This is a genomic window from Natrinema amylolyticum (genome assembly GCF_020515625.1).
GTDB classification, from domain to species: domain Archaea; phylum Halobacteriota; class Halobacteria; order Halobacteriales; family Natrialbaceae; genus Natrinema; species Natrinema amylolyticum.
Genome location: NZ_JAIWPJ010000003.1, coordinates 479,765 through 500,730, shown reverse-complemented (window position 1 = coordinate 500,730; position 20,966 = coordinate 479,765). Strand labels below are relative to the sequence as shown.

Annotated in this window: 20 protein-coding genes; 11 read left to right on the top strand and 9 right to left on the bottom strand. The window is 66.8% G+C overall.

Annotated elements, in window-relative coordinates; translation table 11 throughout:
* Positions 1-144 precede the first annotated feature (144 nt).
* Positions 145-525: a hypothetical protein gene (locus LDH66_RS18095; RefSeq protein WP_226482479.1), complete on the bottom strand. Its 381-nt coding sequence runs from the start codon at positions 523-525 to the stop codon at positions 145-147.
* A 459-nt stretch (positions 526-984) separates the two neighbouring features.
* Between LDH66_RS18095 and LDH66_RS18090 the strand changes: the two genes are divergently transcribed.
* Together LDH66_RS18090 and LDH66_RS18085 are read left to right on the top strand one after the other, a co-directional pair.
* Positions 985-1,320, top strand: a complete 336-nt coding sequence (locus LDH66_RS18090) for a hypothetical protein (RefSeq protein ID WP_226482478.1) — start codon at positions 985-987, stop codon at positions 1,318-1,320.
* Between the two features lie 163 nt (positions 1,321-1,483).
* Positions 1,484-2,659: an MFS transporter gene (locus LDH66_RS18085; RefSeq protein WP_226482477.1), complete on the top strand. Its 1,176-nt coding sequence runs from the start codon at positions 1,484-1,486 to the stop codon at positions 2,657-2,659.
* Between the two features lie 75 nt (positions 2,660-2,734).
* Here the strand turns inward: LDH66_RS18085 and LDH66_RS18080 are convergent, their stop codons facing one another.
* Positions 2,735-4,423 carry an aldehyde ferredoxin oxidoreductase family protein gene (locus tag LDH66_RS18080; protein ID WP_226482476.1) on the bottom strand — a complete coding sequence of 563 codons (1,689 nt, stop codon included), beginning with the start codon at positions 4,421-4,423 and terminating at the stop codon, positions 2,735-2,737.
* A gap of 155 nt (positions 4,424-4,578) precedes the next feature.
* On the opposite strand from LDH66_RS18080, the gene LDH66_RS18075 reads away from it, so the two are divergent.
* Together LDH66_RS18075 and LDH66_RS18070 are read left to right on the top strand one after the other, a co-directional pair.
* Positions 4,579-5,199, top strand: coding sequence for a DUF2391 family protein (locus tag LDH66_RS18075; protein ID WP_226482475.1), 621 nt, complete (start codon positions 4,579-4,581; stop codon positions 5,197-5,199).
* A 57-nt stretch (positions 5,200-5,256) separates the two neighbouring features.
* Positions 5,257-5,670, top strand: coding sequence for an EamA family transporter (locus LDH66_RS18070; RefSeq protein ID WP_226482474.1), 414 nt, complete (start codon positions 5,257-5,259; stop codon positions 5,668-5,670).
* 44 nt (positions 5,671-5,714) lie between these two features.
* Here the strand turns inward: LDH66_RS18070 and LDH66_RS18065 are convergent, their stop codons facing one another.
* Together LDH66_RS18065 and LDH66_RS18060 are read right to left on the bottom strand one after the other, a co-directional pair.
* Positions 5,715-6,848 carry a PQQ-dependent sugar dehydrogenase gene (locus tag LDH66_RS18065; RefSeq protein WP_226482473.1) on the bottom strand — a complete coding sequence of 378 codons (1,134 nt, stop codon included), beginning with the start codon at positions 6,846-6,848 and terminating at the stop codon, positions 5,715-5,717.
* Entirely contained in the window at positions 6,845-8,062 is a 1,218-nt protein-coding gene (locus tag LDH66_RS18060; RefSeq protein ID WP_226482472.1) for a potassium channel family protein, read from the bottom strand. The genes LDH66_RS18065 and LDH66_RS18060 overlap by 4 nt, the downstream gene beginning before the upstream one ends.
* Positions 8,063-8,158: 96 nt before the next feature.
* Here LDH66_RS18060 and LDH66_RS18055 point away from each other — a divergent pair, with 96 nt between their 5' ends.
* Complete coding sequence (locus LDH66_RS18055) at positions 8,159-8,731, top strand: magnesium transporter (protein WP_226482471.1); 573 nt, start codon at positions 8,159-8,161, stop codon at positions 8,729-8,731.
* Positions 8,728-9,330, top strand: coding sequence for a magnesium transporter (locus LDH66_RS18050; protein ID WP_226482470.1), 603 nt, complete (start codon positions 8,728-8,730; stop codon positions 9,328-9,330). The genes LDH66_RS18055 and LDH66_RS18050 overlap by 4 nt, the downstream gene beginning before the upstream one ends.
* Before the next feature lie 188 nt (positions 9,331-9,518).
* On the opposite strand, the gene LDH66_RS18045 is transcribed toward LDH66_RS18050, so the two are convergent.
* From LDH66_RS18045 to LDH66_RS18035, 3 genes are all read right to left on the bottom strand, one after another.
* Positions 9,519-11,402, bottom strand: coding sequence for a cation:proton antiporter domain-containing protein (locus tag LDH66_RS18045; protein WP_226482469.1), 1,884 nt, complete (start codon positions 11,400-11,402; stop codon positions 9,519-9,521).
* A gap of 189 nt (positions 11,403-11,591) precedes the next feature.
* Complete coding sequence (locus LDH66_RS18040) at positions 11,592-13,550, bottom strand: AMP-dependent synthetase/ligase (protein ID WP_226482468.1); 1,959 nt, start codon at positions 13,548-13,550, stop codon at positions 11,592-11,594.
* Positions 13,551-13,797: 247 nt separating this feature from the next.
* Positions 13,798-14,718 (bottom strand): MBL fold metallo-hydrolase, encoded by a 921-nt coding sequence (locus LDH66_RS18035; RefSeq protein ID WP_226482467.1) that lies wholly within the window; start codon positions 14,716-14,718, stop codon positions 13,798-13,800.
* Positions 14,719-14,866: 148 nt separating this feature from the next.
* Between LDH66_RS18035 and LDH66_RS18030 the strand changes: the two genes are divergently transcribed.
* Positions 14,867-16,042: a sensor histidine kinase gene (locus LDH66_RS18030; protein ID WP_226482466.1), complete on the top strand. Its 1,176-nt coding sequence runs from the start codon at positions 14,867-14,869 to the stop codon at positions 16,040-16,042.
* Here LDH66_RS18030 and LDH66_RS18025 read toward each other — a convergent pair.
* Complete coding sequence (locus LDH66_RS18025; protein ID WP_226482465.1) at positions 16,039-16,962, bottom strand: cation diffusion facilitator family transporter; 924 nt, start codon at positions 16,960-16,962, stop codon at positions 16,039-16,041. The genes LDH66_RS18030 and LDH66_RS18025 overlap by 4 nt on opposite strands.
* Positions 16,963-17,204: 242 nt before the next feature.
* Here LDH66_RS18025 and LDH66_RS18020 point away from each other — a divergent pair, with 242 nt between their 5' ends.
* From LDH66_RS18020 to LDH66_RS18005, 4 genes are all read left to right on the top strand, one after another.
* Positions 17,205-17,612, top strand: coding sequence for a fluoride efflux transporter FluC (locus LDH66_RS18020; protein WP_226482464.1), 408 nt, complete (start codon positions 17,205-17,207; stop codon positions 17,610-17,612).
* Positions 17,609-18,043, top strand: coding sequence for a fluoride efflux transporter CrcB (crcB, locus tag LDH66_RS18015; RefSeq protein ID WP_226482463.1), 435 nt, complete (start codon positions 17,609-17,611; stop codon positions 18,041-18,043). Before LDH66_RS18020 ends, crcB begins: the two co-directional genes overlap by 4 nt.
* Before the next feature lie 137 nt (positions 18,044-18,180).
* Complete coding sequence (locus tag LDH66_RS18010; RefSeq protein ID WP_226482462.1) at positions 18,181-18,756, top strand: magnesium transporter; 576 nt, start codon at positions 18,181-18,183, stop codon at positions 18,754-18,756.
* Positions 18,756-19,337, top strand: coding sequence for a magnesium transporter (locus tag LDH66_RS18005; RefSeq protein ID WP_226482461.1), 582 nt, complete (start codon positions 18,756-18,758; stop codon positions 19,335-19,337). Before LDH66_RS18010 ends, LDH66_RS18005 begins: the two co-directional genes overlap by 1 nt.
* A gap of 284 nt (positions 19,338-19,621) precedes the next feature.
* Here LDH66_RS18005 and LDH66_RS18000 read toward each other — a convergent pair whose 3' ends face one another.
* Positions 19,622-20,881, bottom strand: coding sequence for a potassium channel family protein (locus tag LDH66_RS18000; protein WP_226482460.1), 1,260 nt, complete (start codon positions 20,879-20,881; stop codon positions 19,622-19,624).
* Positions 20,882-20,966: the final 85 nt, after the last annotated feature.

Here is a 20,966-nt window from a genome sequence, read left to right as displayed (position 1 = left end):
TCGAACGGAGTGTGAACCGCGGTGTACGCGACGGAAACGGGACGAGAATCCGAGTCGGTCGCAGGGTTGAACGAGCGAGACGACTAACGGGGCGGATCGCGGCTCGATCCCGAAGGGGTCGAAAACGGAGCGCGAACGGGCGGCTTAGAACAGCCCGCTGACCCACTCCGGAGCGCCAGCGAACGGATCGTCCGGGACCGTCACGGGTTCGTCGGGCATCTCCGGCGACTCCACCGGCTCCGTCGGCGATTCAACTTCGTCGGGCGATTCTATGGGCACGTCCTCAGGCGGCTCGATCTGGGGGCCCTCCTCGGCGTCCTGCTCCGTTCCCTCGAACGATTCCTGTTCGACCTCGTTGATCGATTCGTTCTCGACGGTGCTGGCGTTTTCAGTGATTGTCTGGTCTTCGACGGTCGACTGCGATTGGACGGCCGCGACCGCTCCCGCCCCGACGACGGTTGCGAGCAGGCCGACCGCGATCGCGACGACGAGTACCGTTCCGAACCGATTTCTCCTCCGAGTCATTGTTGTACTGCCCGTCGTGGGCAGCCCGAGCGGAGGACAGTGGTGACAATAAATGGACAGCGCCGTTCGCCGCTCGAACGTCTGATTTCGCCGCTGAAATCGCGTTCGGGACACCGTACAGGTAGTCGACACGGACGGGAGAGCGACGGTGAGCCCGCCGGCGCACCGAACACGGCGACGACTCGAGACGAATAGCCCGAGGCTAACGGCAGCAGCGGACGGAAAATCGGCGGTTGTCTGCCGGGCACTCCCCCTCGAGATCGCGCTCGAAAAGTCGATCGTTTCGGTCCGGTGGTCGGACCCGAAGGGCCGTCTGTAGAGAAAGCAGCGGACAGCGTGGGGTGTTCGGTCGCCGTCTCGCGCCCCGCCGAACGGCTCCGTCAGGCACCGTATAACTCGATGAGGGGCCCTTGCACAGGTTGGCCGGCCGTTTTATACTCTCGAATACTACGCCCACGTATGAGCACGGGCCTCCTCGCGATACTCGTCGGCATCCCGCTGGCCTGGCATCTCGGGCTGACCGCAGTGGCCTACTACGACGCCGGGCAGGTGGGCCTCGAGCCGCCGAAGAAGTGGGCGGCGATCACCTTCTGCATCCCGCTGATCGGCTTCTTCATCTACCTGTTCGAGCGCAGCGAGCTGTCGTACGATCCGGAGAGCGACCCCTATCGGGACAACAACTTCAACATCCATCCCTCGCGGGCCGACGACAGCCCGCTCCCGTCACGCGGTGACGACCGGCTGTCGCCGGAGGACGACCGGGACGACGACGGGAACCCGACTCGGTCGCAGTGACCGAGGCCGATGAATCGTCGGCGGCCGCTCACCGGAGAAGTGAATTATCTATTATTTATTTCTGGCAGATCGCGGGCGGCAGACGGCGGCGCGGAACGGAGACGATACGAACGAACGTTACCGGAACACTGATAGTTTTTGTGCGACCCCGCGGAACTCGATCATGGACCGGGCCCGCACGTGGACGATCGCGATCTTGGTGTTCGTGTTCGGCGACGCAGTGGCGATGCAGGCGCGAGGGCCGATCCTCTCGGAGCTCGAGGCGGGATTCGGCGTCTCCGAGGGCGCGCTGGGACTGATCGCGCCGGCCGGGACCGCCGGCTTCGTGGTCGTCGTGGTCGCGACGGGGCTGCTCGCGGGACGGCTCCCCGTGCGACAGACGCTGCTCGCGGGGGTCGTCGGCGTCGTCGGTGCGCTCGTCGCGATGGCGGCCGCGCCCCTGTACGTCGTCTTCCTGGTCGCGTTGCTCGTACAGGGGGCCGCCGCCGGTGCGTTTCGCGGCGTCGATCGCGTCGTCCTGAGCCACCTCCACGCCGCCCGGCGCGGGCGGGTGTACACCGTCTACGCGCTCGTCTGGGCCGTCGGCGCGGTCGTCGGCCCCCAGCTCGTCAGCGCCGTGCTGTCGGTCGCCGACTGGCGGGCGGTCTTCGTCGTCATCGCGCTCTGTTTTGTCCCGACGGCGGTCGTCGCCGGTCGCCTCGACGCGCCGTCGACGTCCGCCGAGCGATCGATCTCGCGGGACGCGCTTGCGGCCCTGCTCCGGCGACCGCCGGTCGTCGGCGCGTGCGTCGGCATGCTGCTGGTCGGCGGCGTCGAGGGGATCATGTTCACCTGGCTCGCGTACTACGCGGGCGAGTTCTACGCCGCGACGACGGCGAACCTGCTGCTCTCGACGTATCTGCTCGCGTATATTCCCGCCCGGCTCGGGTACACGCTCGCCGTCGACCGAATCCCGTATCTCGCGCTGTTGCTCGTCGCCGTCCTGCCCGCGGTTCCGGCGCTGGCGATCGCGTTCTCCGGACAGGCCGGCCCCGTTCTGTTCCTCGCCGTCTTCGTCGCCGGTGCCGGTCTCTCGAGCGGATTCCCGATACTGGCCGCCTACGCCGTCGAGGCCGCACCGGGGTACACCGGGCCGCTCAACGCGGTGACGACCGGCGCGACCTACGCGGGCATCGCGACCGCACCGGCCGCCGTCGGCGTTCTCGCGGAGCTGTACGGCATCAGACACGCGCTGTGGCTCGCAGTCGCCATCGCCGGTGGGCTCTTCGTCACCGTCGCGGTGACGTGGCTGTGGACCGGAACGGCGACCGCGCCGACGGTTGCGACGGCATCGGACTGAGCGCTGAGCCGTCGCGATCGGCGTCGAAAAACGAGCGTCCGCGAGCCTCGTCCGGGAATCCGCCGCGGGCAGTGGTCAGTCGTCGGCCGGCGTCGCGGCGCTGCCGCCCTCGAACTGCGCGTCGGGGACCGTCCCGTCGTCGTTCCAGCCGCGTTCTGCGTAGTACTCGTCGAGGCCCTGATCGAAGCCAGGGACCTCGTAGGGAAGGGTGTCGTCGCCCCGGTCGAAGCCGCGCTGATTGTTGAAGTGGCGTTCCATCGCGACGACCTCACCGCCGAGTTCTAGGAGTTCGTCGTACTCGGCGTCGAGCAGCGTCTCGACGCGCTCTTCGGTCATGAAGTCCCGCGAGAACTTACAGAGGACGCCGCTGTCCTTGATCGCGTTGATGTTCTCGAGTTCGACGACCTTGGGCGGCTTGCCCTCGAGCCCCTCCTTGTCGAAGGCGTCGTCGGCGTCGACCAGCGGGTACTCGTAGGGGTAGAACTCGGCGTACATGTGGTCAGCGCCGCGGTTCGAGGTGGCGAACGCGAGCCCCTGCCCGTTTAACGTGCGGCCGTCGTGGGCGGAGAACTCCATTCCCTTGACCGACCAGTTCTCGACGCCGAGCTCGTCGTGGACGCGGTCGACGCCCTCCGCGAGCGTGTCGCCGACGCCCTCGCGGTAGGCGATCTTCTCGACGAGGTCGTGAATGAGGTCGGCGTTGCCGAACTCGTCCTCGCTCGCGAGGTAGGCCGCGACGGTGTCGCCCGCCGAGATGGTGTCGAGCCCGTACTCGTCGCACAGCTTGTTCGACTTCATCAGGTCGACGATGTCGTCGATGCCCGAGTTCGAGCCGAAGGCCATCAGCGTCTCGTACTCGGGGCCCTCGGTCTCGAGGCCCGACTCCTCGTCTCGAGTCGGCAGTTTGCAGGCGAAGGCACACGACGAGCAGGTCCCCTTCTTGTACTTCTTCGCCTCGACGCGGTCGCCGCTGATCCCGTCGATACCCTCGAAGGACAGCTCCGAGAAGTAGCGGGTCGGCAGCGCCTCGACCATGTTCGCGTACTCAGCGACGGAGGTCGTGCCCTGATCTCGCATCGGACTGTCGGACTGGGCGGCCTCGCCGTGGATCTCCATCTGGAGCGCCGGGAACTCGATCTCGTTGGTCGAGTCGCCGTCGAAGGTGATCGCCTTGACGTTCTTCGCGCCGAGGACGGCACCGAGTCCGCCGCGGCCGAAGGCCCGCTCCTTGGAGGTCATGATCGAGGCGAACCGGACCCGATTCTCACCGGCCGGGCCGATGACCGTAGTGTGCTCCGAGCCGAGGCCGTGTTCGTCCTCGATGTACTCGCAAGTCTCTGGGACGGTCGCCTCGGCGAGTTCCGGGACTTCCTCGAACTCGACGCCCTCGTCGGTGACGTGGAGGATCACGAGTTCGTCGCTCGCACCGGTGATCTCGACGGCGCTGTACCCCGTGCCGGTGAAGTTCCGCGAGAGGAAGCCGCCGGCGTTCGAGGACAGCAGGCCGTCGGTCAGCGGCGAGACGCCCGTCGCCGACATTCGGCCGGTAAAGCTCATCGTCGAGTGCTGGAGCGGCCCCGTCGCGAAGTACAGGCGGTTGTCCGCCCCAAGCGGGTCGACGTCGAACGGGATCCGTTCGTGAGCGAGCTTCGTTCCGAGCGCCCGTCCGCCGATATACGACTCGAGGAGGTCGTCGATGTCCTCGGTCTCGGCGGTTCGCTCACCGACGTCGATCGAACACAGCGGTCCCCGTACGTGTTTCATAGTACCACAGTGATGGACACGGCCGCAAAACGGTATCGGTTTTTCAGGCGCGTTCGCCCGGTGTAATAGCCGGTCGGCGGTCCGCAGTCGGTGGATCGCCCGCGGTATGGCGGGACGGAGCCGTCTTTATCTACCCGTGGCGTCTGGGTCCGGGCATGCCCAGGCCGGAGGACCCGCGCGAAGAGACGACCATCGACGACGTCTACGAGCAACTCGAGGCGCTCGAGGAGACGGTCGATACGTCCCACGAGCGGACGGAGGTACACCGGACGATGCGGCTGGTCAGCCGACTCTCGCATAACGCGACGGTCGGGAAGGTGATCACCGGGTTCACCCGCAAGGACAAGGCGGAGGCGTTCGTGGGCAGCGTCGTCATCGGCCTCCCGATGGTGGTCGAAGACGGCGTGTTCGGTATCGGGTCGTTCCTAGCGACTCACCCCGTCTTGCTGCTAGTGAACCTCGTGTTTACGGTCGGACTGGTCATCGGTATCCTCTACGTCGCCGATTTCCGGGAGGTCCAGATCCACAATCCCTACTTCGGTCTGATTCCGCGCCGCCCCGTCTGGGTGTTGCTGATCGCGTTCGCGACCGCCGCGGGGTTGATGACGCTGTGGGGCCGGATCGCGTGGGACGAGCCGTGGGTCAACCTCTGTCAGGTCTCGGTGGTCTTCACCGCGATGGCGCTCGGCGGCTCGCTGGGCGACATCCTCCCCGGCGAAGCCGAGCATCGGCCGGTCGACGACGGTCGCCGTGACGGCGGTCTCGAGGACGCGTAGCGGACGGACAGTCCGCGCGAACGGAACGTTTATCCGACCGACGGCGAAGCCGGCCCCATGGTCAGTACGGCGATCCTGTTCGCACTCGGCGCGTTGCTTCTGTACGGCGGTTGGGCGGTGACCGGCGGCGTCGCGACGCGGTCGCTCTCGCCCGTGAACGCGGTGTTTCTCTCCTACGTCGCGAGTCTCGTAATCGTCGGCGGGTACGTGCTCTCGCTGCGCCGTCCCATCGCCGGAACCCGGGTCGACATCGCGTTCGCGCTCGTCTCCGGCGCGTTTCTCGCAGCGGCCTCCATCAGCTTCTACGCCGGCCTCGCCCGCGGGAACATGGCGATCGTCTCCGCGATCGCCGCGCTGTACTTCGTCATCCCGGCGATCGTCGGCGTCTTCTACTTCGACGCACAGCTCAGCGCGACGAACGTGGCCGGGCTGGCGCTCGCGGTCGTCGCCGTCGGGCTCGTCGCGACCTGATTTCGGGGCCGACTGCGAGTCCTCGATCGACAGTTCGGTTCCGATCAGTCAGCCCGGAACGCGTCGACCGGAACGCGAACGATCCGGTCGTCGTTCGCTCGTTCCTCACCGCGGCCGTCGGTGTTACTGGTCGTGAGGTAGAGGTACTCGCGGTCCGGCCCGAGCGTCACCGCCCGTATCCGGCCGAAGTCGCCGGCGAAGTGTGCGACGAAGGCGGTCACTCCTCCACCGGTCGTTTGCGCCTCGTACAGGCGCTCCCCGCGGAGCCCGGCGAAGAAGACGCTCCCGTCGTGGGCCGCCGCGCCGGCCGGCGCCCACGTCTCGTACTGCGTGGAGTGGAACGCGGGGGATTCCATCTCGGGCTGCGTCTCCGGGCCGGTGATGGTAGGCCACCCGTAGTTGCGGCCAGATTCGATCACGTTGAGTTCGTCCCGCGCACTCGAGCCGTGCTCCGTCGCCCAGAGCCGTCCCTCGTCGTCCCAGGTGAGTCCCTGCGGATTCCGATGGCCGTACGAGTACACCTCTGTCCCGAACGGGTTGTCGTCAGGGATCGACCCGTCGTCCTCGAGCCGGAGGATCTTGCCCGCCAGCGAGTCCCGGTCCTGTGCTAGTTCGGACTCGGACGCGTCCCCGGTGGTCACGTACAGGCGGTCGTCAGGGCCGAAGGCGATACGACCGCCGTTGTGGATGCGATCGCTCGGTATCCCGTCGATGATCGTCGTCTCGTTTTCCAGTTCGCGGTCCTCGAAATCGACCTCGAAGCGGCGGACCGTGTTCTCGACGGACTCCCGGTCGACCGTCTGATAGACGTACACGTACCGGTTTTCCGCGAAGTCGGGATGGGCCGCGATACCGAGCAATCCTCCCTCTCCCAGCAGCGGCTCGTCCAGTTCGTCGAAGCGCTCGAGGACGTGTCGCTCGCCGTCCTCGATCAGCAGGAGGTCACCGGTCCGCTCGGTCACGAGGTACCGGTCGTCCTCGAGGACGCGTACCTCCCACGGGACGTCCAGGTCCTCGGCGACGACCTCCGATTCGACGTCGTCGTCAGCGAGTCCGGCTACCGCCCCGGTTTCAGTCGGAGTGAAAAGTAAGTGGAGCGGGAGCCCGAAGACCGCCACGAGGGAGACGAGCAGGACCGCGGTGGCGCCGACGGCGATCGCGATCGTGCGCCGATTCATTTTCTCGACGGTCGGGAGCGCCCCTCCTCGCTATCGCCCGCCCCCTCTCGCAAGTGATCGACACCGGCCGGCGGTCCGCGAACCAGCAGGGTCTCACCGGCCGCACACGCACGGTCGGGTTCCGGGTCGAACGTCCAGCCGTCGCCGCCGTGGATCGCGAGGACGACCACGCCCGCCCCCGCCTCGAGTTCGAGGTCGGCGACGGTCGCCCCGTCGAAGTCGCTTCCAGCGCCGACGACAACGGCGCCGATGGCCTCCTCGCTGTCCTCGAGAGCGGCGCCGAAGACCGGCGGCAGTTCGACCTCGCGCAGGACGACCTCGGCGATGTCGACCGCGGCGTCACAGATCACCTCGGAGGCCGCCGCGAGATGGAGCAGGCCGCGGCGCTGGGCGGCGCTCCCGACCTCGTCGTCGGCCTCGATGACCCACGTCTCGAGGCGCGTCTTGTGCTCGTCGGACTCGTCCTCGAGCGCGAGCACTTCCCGGGCGAGGTCGTCGCTGTCGAGTCGGGCGGCCCCGTATGCCAGCCCGACCGCGAGTTCGGCCATGTCCTTGAGGTCGATGACGGTCTCGGCGGCTCGCGCGATCTCCTCGCTCTCGGTCCCCGCCGACGGCGCCGCGGGAGCCGGGAGGGGCTCGCCGGTCGCCCGTCGGTAGACGACTTCGATACCCTCGCGCGGACCGCGGCCGACGATCACGTCTCCGTCAGCGAGTCGGTCGTCGCCCACGGGCGCGAACGACCACTCGCCCTCGCGGCGGATCGCGATGAGCCGCACGCCCGTCTCGAGATCGAGCTCGAGGTCTCGCAGGCGGGCTCCCGCGAGGTCGGAGTCGGCCGCGACGGTCGCCCGGACGAGCCGCTCGTCGGCGTCGGGAAAGGCGTGCTCGAAGGCGTCGGGGACGCCGCCGTCGTCGCGGACGATCCGCGCGATATCGGCCGCGGCCTCGGTGATGCGGACGGCGCTCGCGGCGACCTGGAAGAGCCCGACCAGTTGCTCGGCTTCCTCGGCCCGCTTGGCGGCGAGCATCAGCGCGATCCGGACGTGATACTGCAGGTAGTTGGCGCGGGACTCGAGTTCGAGCACCTCGTCGGCGAGGGAGGCGTCACCGTCGCGGACGGCGGAGTACGCGAGATCGACCGCGAGTTCGGACGAGTCCTTGAGTTCGACGAGAACGTCCCGGACGTTCCGGGGCTCGTAGGAGATTTCGCGCATACCCGCCCGTCGGCCGGCGAACTAATCAAGATTTGGACGCTGAGCGGGGTGTAACGAGACCAACGCTTAATGGGGCAGCGACTCACGTTGGGATAGATGTTTGGCCACGATTCCGCCCTCGACGTCTATCGGCAGGCACTGCCGGTGATCCTCGTCAGCCTCGTCGCGGGCCTGTTCGCCGGCACGCTGCTCGGCACCGAGACGATGCGCGAGGGAATCGAGAGCGTCCCCGGAATTCTCCTCCTCTTGCCCGCGTTTCTGGCCACTCGCGGCGGCGTCTACGGCTCGCTGGGCGCGCGGCTCTCGAGCGGGCTCCACCAGGGCGTGATCGAGCCCCGATTCGAGTGGTCCGGCCGGCTCCGGAGCGCGATCATCGCCTCCTTCCTGAACGGCCTGATCGTCTCCGTCTTCATCGCCGTCCTCGCCTGGGGCGTCATGCTCGCGCTCGGTCGGCCGGCGAACCTGCTCGAGTTGCTCATCGTCCTGTTCGTCGCCGCCGTGTTGAGCGCGGTCGCAATGCTGGGCGTGTTGCTCACCGTGATTTTCAAGGGCTATCGGCGAGGGCTCGACCCGGACAACGTCATCGGGCCGGTCGTGACCACCGTCGGCGACGTCTTCGGCGTCGTCTTCCTGCTGACCGGCATCGCCGTCGCGGGGGCAGTCCTGTGAGCGTCGGCGGCGACCTCCTGGCCGGCGAGGACCTCGAGGAGGACCTGCTCGGCGATTGGGCCGTCCGGCGCATCGTCGCGACGCTCGTGCCGCTGCTGGCCGTCCTCTCGGTCCTACAGATGGTCTCTGGTACCGTCCTCGAGAGCTTCGAGGAGCAGTTGCTCGCGAATCCGTCGCTGCTCGTCCTCGTGCCGGTGATGATCGGGACGGCGGGAAACCTCGGCTCGATCATGTGCGCCCGCCTGTCGACGCAGTTGCATCTGGGCACGCTCGAGTTCTCGCCATCCAACCCGAACATTCGGGCTAACGTCGGTGCCGTCATGGGGCTGGCGGCGACGGTGTTCGTCCTGCTGGGAATCGCCTCGTGGGGGATCGGCCGCGCGCTCGGCGGCACGCTCGGACTCGGACGGCTCATGGTGATCACGATCGTCAGCGGCATGCTGCTGGCGGTCTGGGTCGTCCTCGTCAGCTCCGTCGCCGTCTACGCCTCCTACCGGCTCGGCTACGATCCGGACGATACGACGATCCCGGTCGTCACGAACGTCTGTGACATCACCGGCGTGCTCATCCTCTTCGCCGTCGTCGGACTCGTGCTCTGAGCCGTCCCCGTCACTCGAGTCCGTCCGTGCGCTGCCTCCGCGCCACTGAATTTCCTGACACGGATCGATGTCCTCGAGACCGATGTGCTCGGGACCGACGCCCTCGAGACCGATGGCTCGAGCGATGAGCGCATCCGCGACGAACTGGACCGCGAACTCGAGGACGATGAAACGGAGAGTGGAGACGCCTACACCGGTTTGCCGCACTGCTCGATGGCCTCGCGAACCGCCTCGGTGCGGCCGATGAGCGTGATGTGATCGCCGTACTGGAGTTCGACGTCGGGGGTCGGCACTTCGCTCGTCCCGTTCCGGCTCACGAGCGCGACGAGGACGCCGTTCGGGAGGTCGCCGCCGAGATCGACGATTCGCTTCCCGACGAGGTCCTCGTTGGTGATCTCGATCTCTTGGACGTCGCCGGACCGACCGAGTTCGGACATCCAGTTCGAGAGCGCGGGCCGTTCGATCTGGTTGTCGATCGCCCACGCGGTCGACTCGGCCGCCGAGATGGTCTGGACGCCGAGATCCTCGAACGCCGACGCGTTCGACGGATTGTTCGCCCGGGCGATCACGTTCTCGACGTCGAAGTTCGACTTCGCGAGCTGGGCCACGAGGAGGTTCGCGTCGTCGTCGCCGGTCGCCGCAACGACGGTCTTGGCGTTCTCAGCACCCGCCTCGCGTAACACCTCGACGTCGGTCCCGTCGCCCTGACGAGCGGTGAACCCGTCGTTGCGAAGCTGCTCGAGGGTCGTCCGATCCTCCTCGATCAGCACTACGTTTTCACCGCGCGCTTCGAGCCGTTCTGCCAGCGAGCGACCGACGCGGCCGCCGCCGATGATGAGTACACGCATTGGAATCACGTCGAGTTTCTCCGCGATCTGTCTGGCGAACCCGCCCTCGAGGACGACCGTCACGAGAATGACGAGAAAGACCGTTCCGACGAGCAGCTCCGCACCGGCCGGATTCGTCGGCGGCGTCTCGGTCTGGAGCCGGATCGCGAACAGGGTCGCGACCGACGCCGGAATGATCCCCCGCGGGCCGACGGCGCTCATGAAGATCGTCTCCCTGAACGTGAACCGGCCGCCGCGCGCCGAGAGGAAGACTAGTAGCGGCCGCAACACGAGCATGATGATCGCGACGACGGCCACGCCGCCCAGTCCGAGCGCGAACAGCTGATCGAACTCGAGCAGCGCCGCGAGCGTGATGAAGACGAACGAGAGCACGAGCAGCGTTATGTCGCCCTTGAACGCCTCGATCTCCTCCTCGTAGGGCAGATTGGCGTTGCCCAGAATCAGTCCGGCCGTCGCCGCGGCCGCGACGCCGGCTTCGGCGAAGACGAAATCGGCCGCGCCGAAGGCGACGATCGCCCCAGCCAGCGTCAGCAGCCGCGCGTTACGCGGCGCGTCGTCGGGCGAGATGTCGACGTACTGAAGCACCGACCAGACGACCGCGGCGACGACGACGCCGACGAGCAGTCCCGTTCCGAGCCGCTCGGCGAACAGTTGCAGGTAGACGTCCGCGTGAATCTCCTGGATGGTCATCGCCTTGAACAGCACGACCGCGAGGATCGCCGCCGTCACGTCGTTGACGATCCCCTCCGTCTCGAGGGTCGCCGCGACCCGGTCGCGGACGGGGACGACCTTCAGGATGGGCGTGATGACCGTCGGACCCGTTGCGATCAGGAGCGCGCCGATCAACAGCGCGATGTCCCAGTCGGCCTCGAGGAAGAAGCGGACCGCGCCGGCGGTCCCGAGAAACGCGATCGCTGCCCCAATCGTCGTCAATCGCAACACGGCCGTCGGTGCCTCTTTGATCTTGTCGATCTTGAGGTGGAACGCGCCCTCGAAGACGATAACGGCGACGGAGAGGCCGACGATCGTCGAGAGGCCGCTCTCGCCGAAGGAGTCGATGGTCAACACGCCGAGCCCTTCCGGCCCGATCGCGACCCCGGAGATGATGAGAAAGAGGACGCTCGGAACGCGGAACCGGGCCGAGAGGAGCTGTGAGAGGACGCCGAGACCGACGATCGAGGCGACCAGGAGGAGCAAATCGGCACCGCCTTCTGCTCCAGTCATAGCCGTCGCTGCCGCCCCGTGATCGGTCGGCATACCGACGCTGCTGGTCCGTCCATTCGTCTCGAGAGAGTCAGTCCACCCGGTTAACTCCTGTGAGAAACGGCCGTAATTTGGCCGGGACGAGCCCCCGGTCGTCGACCCCGATCGGTCCGGCGAGGGGACGACCGGCCGTCATCGCGGCGAGAACGATCAGTCGTCCGCGTAGATCCGATCGACGCGATCCTCGAACCGCTCGAGGATGACTCGTCGCTTCTTCTTCATCGTCGGAGTGAGCATGTCGTTTTGCTCGGTGAACTCCTCGGGCACGAGTTCGAACCGCTTGATCGTCTCGTGTTTCTCGAAGTTCTCGTTGACGCGGTCGACCTCCGCCTGAATGTGCTCGCGGACGCGGTCGTCGTCGCACATCGCTTCGGGGTCGTCGGGGAGATCGATCCCCTCCTCCGCGGCCCACTCGCGGACGTGGTCCGTGTTGGGGACGAGCAGGGCACCGATGAACTTCTCGCCGTCGCCGACGACCATCGCCTGCTCGACGATTTCGCTCGCGGCGAAGGCGTCCTCGATCGGCCCGGGCGCGACGTTCTTCCCCGTCGAGAGGACGATGATCTGCTTGAGGCGGTCGCGGAACTCGAGGTAGTCGTCGGGCCGGAGGTGAACGATGTCGCCGGTTCGGAACCACCGGTCGCCGTCCTCATCCTCCGTGAACGCGCCCTCGGTCGCGCCGGGCTTGTTCCAGTAGCCCTGCGTGACGTTCGGTCCCTTGACGAGGAGTTCCCCGACCTCGCCGGGGTCGTCGGCGAAGGCCTCCTGGTCGGCGACGGTCTCGTCGACCGTCACGTCGACGTTGAACAGCGGCGGGCCGATCGTACCGATCTTCGCCGCTTCGGGCGGATTCGTCGAGACGATGGGTGCGGTCTCGGTCAGTCCGTACCCCTCGAAGATGGGCAGCCCCATGGCGTGATAGAGCCGACAGAGCTCCGGCGAGAGGCTGCCACCGCCGCTGATCAGTATCTCGATGTTGCCGCCCAGCGCCTCCCGGACCGTCGAGAAGACGAGTTTGTCCGCGAGCGCCTGTTTGGCCGACAGGATCGGGCCCGGCGACTCGGCCCGCTGGTACGCGACGCCGACGTCCGTGGCCCATTCGAAGATCCGCTGTTTGGCCGACGACTGGCTCGCTTGCTCCCGGATACCGTCGTAAATCTTCTCGTAGACCCGGGGGACGCTCGTGGCCGTCGTCGGCTCGACGAGACTGAAGTCCTCCTGGAGCGTGTCCGGACTCTCCGCGTAGGCGATGCAGGCACCGCTCGCGAACAGGGCGAAATGTCCCGCCGTTCGCTCGAAGACGTGGGCGAGGGGCAGGTACGAGATCGCCACCGACTCCTCATCTAACACCGGCACGTCGTCGTCCTTGTCCGGCCGCGGGCCGAAGCGTTTCCGGGAGGCGTTGACGTTCGACCGGAAGTTCCCGTGGGTCAGCTGGACCCCCTTCGGCTGCCCGGTCGTCCCGCTCGTGTAGATCAGGCTCGCCAGATCGTCCGGCTCCGTCTCCTCGATCCGGGCCTCGTAGGCCTCGAGATCGAAGGTCTCCTCGCCGCGGGCGTAGAGGTCTCCCAGCGTGAGGATGTCGTCGCGGTCGTCGTAGCCGTCGATCTCGTCCATCGAGACGATGAACTCGAGGTCGAGGGCGTCCTCGACCGCGAGAACGTTCTCGAGCAGGTCCTCGTTCTCGACGACGACGCCGTCGGCGTCGGGGTCGTCGAGCAGGTACTCGACTTGGTCCGGCGAGGAACTCGTGTAGACGGTGGTGACGACTGCGCCGGCTCCGAGGAGGGCGAAGTCCGACTGTGCCCACTCCATTCGGGTATTGGAGAAGAGACCGATCCGATCACCCGACTCGACTCCCAGATCGCGGAAGCCGGCCGAGAGGGTGCGAACGATATCGCGCATCTCGGCGTAGGAAATCGTCCGGAACTCGCCGGGCGTCGCGGCGGGAATAACCGAATCGGTCAGCGATCGGTCGTAGATACCGCCCTTGTACTGCTGTGCTGGCCGGTTCGAATTTCGCTCGGCCGAATCCTCGAACAGCCGTGCAAGGGTCGTCTCGCCGGTGACCTCGTCCTCGTACTCTCGTTCGGCGTCCCGCCAATTCATATACCTATGCGAGTACCTCCCGTGCGATAAAACGTGTTGAAACGGCCGTCATCCGTGAGTGGGTTTATCACCTCTCAGAGAACCGCCGAAACGCACCGCGATGGGTCGAAACCATCTCGAAACGGAACGGACTCGAGTGGTCGTCGCCCGAGATTGCGCTCGAACGGGTCGCGGCTCGATTAGCCTGCCCGCGACTGCGCTCGGATGGATCGCGGCTGGAAGAGTCCGCCCGACTGGTCTGGCACGATCACTCCCGATGGTCGAGATAGCCCAGCACGCCTCGCGTGTTCAGCTTCGCCTCCTCGCTCGCTTTCTCGTCGCCCCAGACGTCGGTCATCTCGGACGCGTCCGCGAAGTACTCGATCACCGCGTCGTCGTCCTCGAGTTCGCGGCGTTTCGCCGCGACCGCGTCGACCCACTCCTTGAGGACCGTCGCGTACTCCTCGAGCGCCCGCTCGACGTCGTCGCCGACGTAGCGGGGCCCGAAGTGGGGATAGCAGAAGACGTCGGGATCGATCTCTTTCAGCGTCTCGATGTCGTCGAGACACTGCTCGAGGTCGAAGTTCGACGGCGGCGAGGTCTCCCTGATCTCCTCGATCTCGGGGACCCAGATCCCGGCGGCGTCGGCGACGAAGACCGCGTCGTTGACCGGATCTTCGAAGACCACCTGATGAGGTGCGTGGCCCGGTGCGCCGTGAACGCGCAGTTCGTGAGTGCCGAGGTCGATGACGTCGCCGTCGTCGATCGCGACGATTCGATCCTCCGGGACGGGCTCCGGTTCCACGTAATACTCCCACTGATCGCCGACCGCCTGCTTCGTTCCCGCGACCAGTCGCGAGGGATCGGCCAGGTGATCCGCTCCGAGACTGGGAACGTAGACGTCGGCGTTCGGACAGTCAGCGGCGAGAAAGCCCGCACCGCCGGCGTGATCGAGGTGGACGTGAGTCACCGCGATGACCTCGAGGTCGTCCTCGTCGATACCGACCTCGACGAGGGCCTCGCGGAGCAGGTCGTAGTTCGTGCCGATACCGGTGTCGACGACGGCGGGCCGCTCGTCGTCGATAATGTAGACGGCCCCGTACTCGTTCGTGTCGTACATCCCCGTGTCGAGGTAGTAGAGATCCGAACAGTCGCCGGTAGTGACTTCGCGGACGTCTCCGACTTCCATATCGGAAGCCCGTCAGCGGACGGGATAAAAGCTCGCGTCGCGGCGACCCGCCCGGAGATGAGGGCCGTTACAGACTTCACACCTCATCCTCTTGCACACGGTAGATGACTCGAATCGTCTTCGAACTACTCTTCGCTCTCGGATCGATATGAGCCGCGACACATCGGACCGCACCCGGCCCGCGCTCCCACGACCGCGGCTCCGGCGGGAGTACGTCCCCCAGATCGTCGGCGCGTTCGGCGGACTCTCAGCGCTCTCTCTCGTCGTCTGGACGGTCGCGTTCGCCGCGGTGATCGACCTCCCGGGCCTCCTCCTTAGCACTGCCTTCATCGGCGGCCCGGCCGTAGGGCTGGTCTGGGGCAGCTACCGACTCGAACGGAGCGGTATCGAGCCGAGCCGGTACGGCCGGATTCTCCAGTGGTGTGTCGGTGGTGCGGTCGGATTTCTGGCCGTCAACCTCCTGACGATGATCTTCTTTCCCTGGTACAATCTGGCGGGAAATATCTCCTGGGCGCACTTCTCCCTCAATTCGGGTGCGATCGGCGGCTTCGCGGTCGGCTACGTCGAAGCGCGGGCGATCCAACGCGAGGTCGAGGCAACGGCCGCTACCGTCCGCGCCGACCAACTCGCCGACGAGCGCGAACTGCTCATGTACCTGAACGATCTCCTCCGACACGAGGTGTTGAACTCTTCGCAGATCATCGGCGGCCACGCATCGCTACTGCACGCGACGTGTGACGACGACGGCGTTCGCGACCGCCTCGAGACGATCGAACGCGAGAGCGAGGAGCTCGTCGACGTCATCGATGACGTCCGAGCGATGCTGGATGCGAACCGGGAACCGGACGCGCGCTCGACCGTCGACCTCACCGCCTTACTGACGGAACAGGTGGCCGAATGCCGCGCCCGCTTCGACGAGGCCGTCATCGACGCCGACCTCCCCGAGGCGACGCGGGTCAGCGGCAACGAGGGGCTCAAATGGATCTTCTCGAACCTCCTCGAGAACGCGATCGAACACAACGATACCGAGACGCCGCACGTCCGCGTGACCGTCGACGAGCGACCCGAGACCGTTACCGTCATCGTCGCCGATGACGGTCCCGGCATCCCCGAGGAAGACAGAGCGACGCTGTTCGAACGCAAATCGACCAACCACGGCCTCGGCCTCTACCTCTCCCGCATCCTCGCGAACCGGTACGGCGGCACCGTCGACCTCGCCGACACCGGACCCGACGGGAGCGTCTTCGTCGTCGCGCTGCCTCACGCGTCGACCGCTGCGGGCGACGAGACGACGGGCGACGAACCGCTACCGACGACCGATTAGCGACGCTCGAACTCGTCGGACGACTCCTTCCACTCGCCGATTCCCGACGGGTCGAGGTGGACGTGCGCGTCGCCGACGTCCTCGAGCCCCCGGAGGCGATCGACCAGTTCCGACTCGATATCGTGGGCCTCCCGGAACGGCATGTCGCCGTCGACTTCGACGTGGACTTCGACCTCGAGGACGGTGCCGTCGTAGAAGACGGTCAGGTCGTGGACGCCCGCGACGGCCGGATGGCCACGGAGGGCGGTCGTGATCTCCCCTCGCTTCTCGGGGCCGGGCGCGGCACCGATGAGGTAATCGACGTTCTCCCTGCCGATCTCGACGCCCTGATAGACGACCAGCAGACTGACGAGGCTGCCGGCGACGGGATCGAGGATCGGATAGCCGACGAAGACGCCGAGAACGCCGACGATGGCGGCGACCGAGGTGTAGATGTCGTTCAGACAGTCCTTCGCGAGCGCCGCCAACGCGGTCGACTGCAGGCGCTCGTTGATCACCACGGTGTAGCGATAGACCAGATACATGTCGGCGATCGAGAACGCGAGCGCCGCGAGGAGCAACACGCTGAACTCGATATCGGTTCCGTACGCGAGCCCCTCAGCGGATCGGTAGAGCAAGTTGAGCCCCAGGAGCGCGATGACGGCGCCGACGAACAGCGCCGTCAACGGCTCGATCCGGTCGTGGCCGTGGGGATGCGTGTCGTCGGGTTCGTCGAACGCGCTCCGGCCCCAGACGAGGACGACGACGCTGGCGACGAGATCGGCCAGCGAGTGGGCCGCGTCGGCGAGCAGGGCGACACTGCCGAACGCGAGCCCCGCACCGCCCTCGACGACGATCTTGGCGACGTTACCGAGGACGTTCGCCCACGACGCCCGCGCGAACCCGCGTCGCCCGCCGTCCGCGCCAGCCTCTTCGGACATGGATCGGTTTAGAGGCAGTCTAACCTTGGCTCTTTTCCTTCCCTCGTTCGGGCGCTCGCGGACGGTCGAGTCGAGTCGACCCGACCATCGAAATCCTCAATGGGGCCCGCGAGAGAGGGCAGACGACTGGGCGATGGGGCCCGCCTAACCCAACCGCCGGACGAGACGGTCGACCGCGTCTGGATCGAGCGCAGACGCATCGTGCGTCGTCCGGCTGACGGTCCCTGCGTGACCACCCAGCCATGGCAGACACACATCCGCTCGTTCGCCTCGAGACGCTCGCACTGATCGCCGTCGGCGGTTTCGCCGGGTCGAACCTCCGTTTCTTCGCGATGGGAGTGCTTCCGGACGTGCCGTCGATCGTTCTGGTCAACGCCGTCGGGAGCGCGGTCCTCGCCTTCCTCGTCTACGAAGCCGACTACGCGGGCCACCTGGCCTCGCGGGCCCGGCTCGTCTTCACGACGGGGTTTCTCTCCTCGTTGACGACCTACAGCACGTTCGCGCTCCAGACCGCACTCGCCGCGAGTCCGCTCGCGCTGGGCGGCATCGTCGCCGCGAACTACGGACTCGGCCTCGTCGGCGTGCTCGCCGGACGAGCGCTCGCGCGTCGGGTCGGTGCTCCGCGGCCGTCCGGTGGTGAGACCGCGTGAGTACGCTCCTCCTCGCGGGCAGCGGTATCGGCCGGCTGCTCGCTCGAGCGGCCGTCACCGTCGATCCCGACCCGGCCCACGTCGTCGGCACCGGCGGGGCGATCGGTGCAATCCTCCGATACTGGGTCTCCCAGCGGGTTTCCGAACGGGTCTCGAGCGAGCGGTTCCCGCTGGCGACGTTCGCGGTCAACGTCGTCGGCAGTTTCGTTTTCGGCCTCGCGGTCTTCGCGGGTGCGGGCGAGTCGACGATCCGACTCGTCGGGACGGGCATCTGTGGCTCCTTCACGACGTTTTCCTCGTTTTCGGTCGAGACGCTCCGGCTGTACGAGCGCGGCGACCGGACGCTCGCGGTCGGCAACGCCGTCGCTAACCTCGCGTGCTCGCTCGCTGCGATCGGCCTCGCGTGGGGGCTCGTCGCCGCCGCCCTCTGAGCGTCGCGTTCGTCATCGGGCCCGGACCGAGATCCGTTAGCAGCTCGTCACTAGTGGTACCGATCACCACGGCCTCGAGCGATCGAGTCGCTTTCGACCCGCGGTAGGTTTATGTCCGGATTCCGTGAGGCGACAGTATGGAGGCTCGCCAAGACGCGTGGCGAATCTACCGCGAGTCACTGCCGATCCTCGTCGTCAGCCTCGCCGGCGGGATTTTCGCCGGCTCGGTCCTCGGATCGGAGGGGATGACCGAGGGATTCGAGCGATTTCCCGGACTGTTGCTCCTGCTCCCCGCCTTTCTGGCGACTCGAGGGAACGTCTACGGCGCGATGGGCGCGCGCATCTCGAGCGGACTCCACCAGGGGATGATCGACCCCGAGTTCTCGTGGGATCGGCGGCTGGTCAACGCTGTCGCCGCCTCGTTCATCAACGGCATCGGGATTTCGATCGTCATCGCGGTCCTCTCGTGGGGCATTCTGCACGCTCTCGGTCGGGAATCGGCCAGGCTCGTCGAACTCGTCGGTATCATGCTGGTCTCCGGCGTCCTCACGTCCGTCACCTTGATTTTCGGACTGCTGGCGCTGGTGTTCGCGAGCTACGAGTACGGGCTCGACCCCGACAACCTGATCGGCCCGATCGTCACCACGCTCGGCGATATCTTCGGCGTCGTCTTCCTCTTCGTTGCGATCACCGTCGTGGGAGGGATCTTCTGATGGCGTCCGCGGGCTCGGACGAGACGATCGACACCTGGTCGATCCGCAGCATCGTCGCCACGATGTTTCCCATCCTCCTCGTCCTCTCGATGCTCGAGATGGGATCAGGCTACGTCCTCGAGGAACTCGAGGAGACCTACCTCTCCAACCCGACGCTGCTGGTGCTCGTTCCCGTGATGATCGGGATGGGCGGCAACCTCGGCGCGATCCTCTCCTCGCGGCTCTCGACGCGACTCCACCTGGGCTTGCTCGAGTTCGATCCTCGAGACGAGGTGCTGTGGACGAACGTATTGGCGATCATGGGACTGGCGGCGACGATCTTCTCGGCGCTGGGCGTCGCCGCCTGGATCGTCGGGCAGATCATCGCCGAACCGATGGCACTGGTCGATCTCATGCTCATCTCGGTCGTCAGCGGCATGCTCCTGGCCGTGATCGCGATCGTGCTCAGTATCGCCGCGACCTACGTCTCCTACACGCAGGGGCTGGACCCCGACGACACGACGATTCCGGTCGTCACGAACGTCTGTGACATCCTCGGCGTGATCGTCCTCTCGGGGGTCGCGATCGTCGTCCTGAACTGAGATACGCTGGGACGATTCGAACGAAGAGACGCGCGGCTCGGCAATAGTAGTCGACTCGAGACAGAACCGTTCTCCCGTCGTAGCTTCACCTTGTGACCAGAAGTACTTAAAGGACGAGCGGCCGGGTCGAAACCGAACCGCGTGCGGACTGCGACGACTACCGGTGTGACTAACGGATATGTGAACTCGAGAACGGACGACCTCCCGTCATAGCTCTACCTTGTGGCCAGAAGCACTTAAAGAACGAGCGGGCGCGGCGGTTCGCGGCGATGGACCGCGTCGCGCTACGCGGACGCGAGATCGCGGAACGCCGCCGCGGCCGTCCGAGTTCCCTTCGAGATGAGCACGTCGCCGCCGCGCAGTTCGGCGTCGGCGTCCGCGACCAGCAGCCACCCCTCGTCGGGGCGGCGGATGGCGATCACGGACATCGTCGACTCGACGTCGGGAACGCCGGCGGTCACCGCGGTCCCGTCGAGGTCGCTCCCCGTTTCGACCTCGACGCGCGTGATGATCTCGTCGCTCTCCTGGACGGCCACCTGCACGACCGGGTGGACGTCGATATCCCGGAGGACGCCCTCGCTGATCTCGATCGCGGCGTCGCTGATCCGCTCCGTACAGTTGCCGAGCTGGATCAACCCCCGGAGGACGACCGGATCCGTCGCGTCCGCGGCCGCCCGGAGCGTCCACGCCTCGAAGCGCGACTGCATCGCGTCGACCTCGACCTCGAGGTTGCGGACCTCCTCGGCGAGCTCCTCGCTGTCGAACAGCACGCTGCTGTAGGCCAGATCGACCGCCAGTTCGGAGAAGTCCTTCATGTGGATGATCGTGTCCACGGCGCGCTCCAAGTCGTCGATGTCCGGCGTCTCGGCGGTGGGCGCCTCGTAGACCTCGCCGGTCAGCTCTTCGCAGACGTCGCCGATCGCCGACTCGGGGCCCCGGAGGAGCGCGACGTCGTCGGCCTCGACCCGGGTCGTCGGCCCCGGATTGAGCAGCCAGTCGTCGTCTCCGGCTCCGCCGGAGCCGGATGGCTCGTCAGACGTCGTCTGACGCTTGCCCCGCCGGAGCGCGATCACGCGCACGCCCGTCTCGGACTCGAGGTCGATGTCCTGGAGCGTCCGCCCGGCGTAGGACGAGTCCGCCGCGACGACGCCCCGGAGGAGCGCCTCCGCGGCGTCGGGCAGCGCCGCCCGCATCGCCTCGGGGAGACCCATGTCCTCGAGGACGATCTTCGCGATGTCGCCGGCGGCGTCGCTGATCCCGTCCGCGGCCCCGACGATACCCAGAACGGGAGCGAGCTGTTCCGCGTCGGCCGGCTTCCGGGCGGCCATCAGGAGACTCATTCGCGCCCGCATCTCCAGGACGTCCATCCGCTCTTCCAGGCGAAGGACCTCCGTCGCGAGCTGGTCGCTCTGGTGGAGCACGGCCGAGTACGAGAGGTCGATTAACAGCTCGGCGGTGTCTTTCATCTCTACCAGCACGTCCTTGACGCTGACGGGCTCGTACTCGATCGGCGCCGACGACGTCTCGCCCTCGAGCGGGTCCATACCTCGAGAGTAGGTGCCCCGCGGAAAAAGCGTTTCCCGCCGGGGGTGGGCGTCGACCGGCCGGTCGGACGACGCGGCCTTCCGA